This is a genomic window from Desulfosporosinus metallidurans (genome assembly GCF_001936615.1).
Lineage (GTDB): Bacteria > Bacillota > Desulfitobacteriia > Desulfitobacteriales > Desulfitobacteriaceae > Desulfosporosinus > Desulfosporosinus metallidurans.
In genome coordinates this window covers 1-3,420 of sequence record NZ_MLBF01000118.1, presented here as the reverse complement: position 1 = coordinate 3,420, position 3,420 = coordinate 1, and the positions used below count along the sequence as shown (strand labels likewise).

Genomic DNA, 3,420 nt, shown 5'->3' with positions numbered 1-3,420 from the left:
GGCGGGAGAAAATGTCTTTACTTACGCGGAATATGCGAAGGAACGCGCGGTGGACCTGCTGGTGCTGCTGCGCCATATTGCCGACTGTGTGGTGGTGGACTGCGCAAGCAGCCTCACCGACAGCATTCTGTCCACGGCGGCCCTGGAGGTGGCCGACGCGGTACTGCGGCTGGGAAGCTGTGATTTAAAAGGCGTGTCCTACTTCATGTCCTGCCTGCCCCTCATTGCCGACCGCCGGTTCAAACCGGAGAAGCACATCAGGGTGCTGTCCAATGTAAAGCCCCGGCAGGATTCGGGCGGCTACGAAAACGCCTACGGCGGCGTTTCCTACAAACTGCCCCATGTGGACGCCATCGAGGAACAGTTTTATTCCCTTGCCCTGCTGGACGGTCTTTCCGGCAAAGACGCAAAAGCGTATGAGCCCGTCATCCGGGAAATCGCAGAGGGGGTGTTTGGAAATGGCTAAGAACATCGGTCTTTTCTTCAACACGGCAAAGCACCAAAAGCCGTTTTCCGAGATTCTACAGGAGGTGCAGGAATACATCTCTGGCAAGTATGCCACCGTGATTGCGGGTAATCCGGCGGAGCAAAAACAGCAGATCACCGCCTACATCTCCAAGTACCTGACCGATTACAGCCTGGGTGTGGAGGGCTTGACGCCGGATGAGCTTGTGGAAAGGCTCTACAGTGAAATGGCAGAGTTTTCGTTTTTGACCCCCTACCTTTTTGCCACCAATATTGAGGAAATTAACATCAATTCCTGGAAGGACGTAAAAATCACCTATGCCGACGGCAGAGTGGTTCCCTCCGATGAAAAATTCAACAGCCCCGAACATGCCGTCGATGTGGTGCGGCGCCTGCTGCATAAATCCGGCATGATTCTGGACCAATCGCAGCCTGCCGTCGTGGGGCATTTGAGCAACAAAATCCGCATCACCGTCCTGGGCAACCCGCTGACCGACTATGGCAAAGGGATTGCGGCTTCCATCAGGATTGTCAACCCTCAGAAACTGGCGCGGGAGGACTTTATCCGCAATGGGACCTCCACCGCCGAAATGCTGGATTTTTTAAGCGTCTGCCTGCGGTACGGCCTTTCCATGTGCGTCACTGGCTCCACGGGCAGCGGAAAAACCACGCTGATGAGCTGGCTTTTGTCCACCATTCCCGATGATAAGCGTGTGTTTACGATTGAAAACAGCTGCCGTGAATTCGACCTTGTTAAAGAGGACGAAAACGGCAATGTGCTCAATAACGTGGTGCATACCGTCACCCGGTGTTCAGAGGACAAAAAGCAGAATATCGACCAGGAAAAGCTGCTGGAGTACGCCCTGACCTGCAACCCCGATGTGGTGTGCGTGGGCGAAATGAAATCAGCCGAAGCGTTTGCGGCGCAGGAGGCGGCCCGGACCGGTCACGCCGTCATTACCACTACCCACGCCAATAGCTGCAATGCCACCTACTACCGCATGGTGACGCTCTGCACGCAAAAATACGACCTGGGCGATCGGACGCTATACAACCTTGTCACCGAGGCGTTTCCTATTGTCCTGTTCGTGAAAAAACTGGAGGACAACTCAAGAAAGTGTATGGAGATAACTGAGTGTCAGATACTTCCTGACGGAGAAAGGCGAATTCGTACTCTTTTCCGCTTTCATGTTTTAGAAAATGAGGTGGTGGACGGTAAGGTAAACGTCTGCGGAGAATTCCAGAGGGTGAACACCCTGTCCGAGAGCTTGCAGAAAAGGCTGCTGGAAAACGGTATGCCGATGAGCCTTCTGAAAAAAATCACGAAAGGAGACGATGCTGCATGACATTTCTCATTATGCTGGCGTTCATCGGCCTGATTGCTGGGAGTTTCCTGCTTCTGAGGCTTTCCCCCTTTGAGTTTGCCGAAAGCATTATCAGGCCGCTGCAAAGCCGGAAAAAACCCATTGGAAAGCAGATTGAGGAAGCAAAATCCCCCAGGCAGGCACGGGGCATTCGTAAAACCATCCAGGAAACCAAAGAAGTGCTGGCGCTCACAGGCAAAAGCACAAAATTTGGAGCGTTGTGCGCACTTTCCTTTTTTCTGCTTGTGGTTGGCGTGCTGGTTTCCCTGCTGATGGAAAATTTCTTTATGGTGCCCGTGGCGGCGTTGGGGATGGCGCTGCTGCCTTTCTGGTACATCCTGTTCACGTCCCACTCCTACAAAAAACAGATGAACGCCGAGCTGGAAACGGCTCTGTCGATTATTACGACCTCCTATATCCGAAATGAGAGCGTCATCACGGCGGTGGAGGAAAACCTCAGTTATTTGAACCCGCCGGTCGCGGATGTTTTCCAGGGCTTTCTTGCCGACACCAAATTGATCAGCGTCAATGTGAAGCAGGCCCTTCAAGCCATGAAGCCCCGGCTGAACAGCGATGTGTTCCATGAGTGGATCGACTCTATGACCGCCTGCCAGGAGGATAAAACCCTGAAAACCACCCTGACCCCTATAATTTCAAAGCTGTCAGACGTGCGGGTGGTATCGGCGGAGCTGGATTATCTGATGTATGAGCCCTTAAAGGAGTTTATCACGATGGCGCTGCTGCTGGTCGGTAACATACCGTTAATCTATTTTCTCAACAAGGACTGGTATTCAGCGCTGGTGGACACATCCTTCGGCAAGGCGATCCTGGCGGTCTGCGGTGCGGTGATCTTCGTGTCCCTGGCCGCGGTGATCCGGCTGACAAAGCCGGTTGAATATAAGCGATAATATAATTCTGAAATGAGGTGAAACCCTTGTATGCCATTCTATTTTTCTTCGTCCTGTTCTTCGCGGCAGGGGCGTATTTTGTCCTTGCCGACGTATTGAAGCTGCCGACCCTTGCAACTACAAAGGCGGTCTTGACGGTGGCAAGGCAGGATAAAAAGCAGACCATGAACCTTGAAACAGTCGTCTTTGAGCTTTCATCCAGACTTTCCGGGCTTATCAGGCTGGATGGCTACAGGCGCCGCAAGCTGGAGGCCGCTTTGAAATCCGCAGGGATGAAGCTGACCCCCGAAACCTATATCGCCAGGGCCTGGGTAAAGGCGGGACTGATAGCGCTTTTGATTTTCCCCCTGCTGCCCGTCTTCCCCATTTTGTCCCCCGTCATCCTGTTTCTGGCGGTGGCGGTCTTTTTCAGAGAACAGCAGGTGGCCGACGAAATTGTGAGGCAGAAACGTGAAAGGATTGAATATGAGCTGCCGAGGTTCGTTTCTACCGTTTCCCAGGAGCTAAAGGTCTCCCGCGATGTGCTGTCCATTTTGAATTCCTATCAAAAAAATGCGGGCGAGAGTTTTCGGCAGGAGCTGGAAATCACCATCGCCGACATGAAATCGGGCAATGAGGAAACGGCGCTGACCAGGCTGGAGGCAAGAATCGGGAGCACCATGCTCTCCGATGTGGTTCGGGGA

General features: G+C 53.1%; 3 protein-coding genes and 1 pseudogene. All 4 read left to right on the top strand.

Translation table 11 applies throughout. The annotated features are described in order from the left end of the window. Positions 1-466: pseudogene (locus tag DSOL_RS25695) on the top strand (ParA family protein); the annotation flags it as partial. Continuing rightward, the gene (locus DSOL_RS25690) at positions 459-1,811 is read left to right on the top strand and encodes a CpaF/VirB11 family protein (RefSeq protein ID WP_075367541.1); all 1,353 of its coding nucleotides are present in this window, start codon (positions 459-461) and stop codon (positions 1,809-1,811) included. The pseudogene DSOL_RS25695 and the gene DSOL_RS25690, both read left to right, overlap by 8 nt. Then, positions 1,808-2,737 carry a type II secretion system F family protein gene (locus DSOL_RS25685; RefSeq protein WP_075367540.1) on the top strand — a complete coding sequence of 310 codons (930 nt, stop codon included), beginning with the start codon at positions 1,808-1,810 and terminating at the stop codon, positions 2,735-2,737. The genes DSOL_RS25690 and DSOL_RS25685 overlap by 4 nt, the downstream gene beginning before the upstream one ends. A gap of 17 nt (positions 2,738-2,754) precedes the next feature. Further along, on the top strand, positions 2,755-3,420 hold a 666-nt coding region (locus DSOL_RS25680; protein WP_235839010.1), incomplete at its 3' end, for a secretion protein F.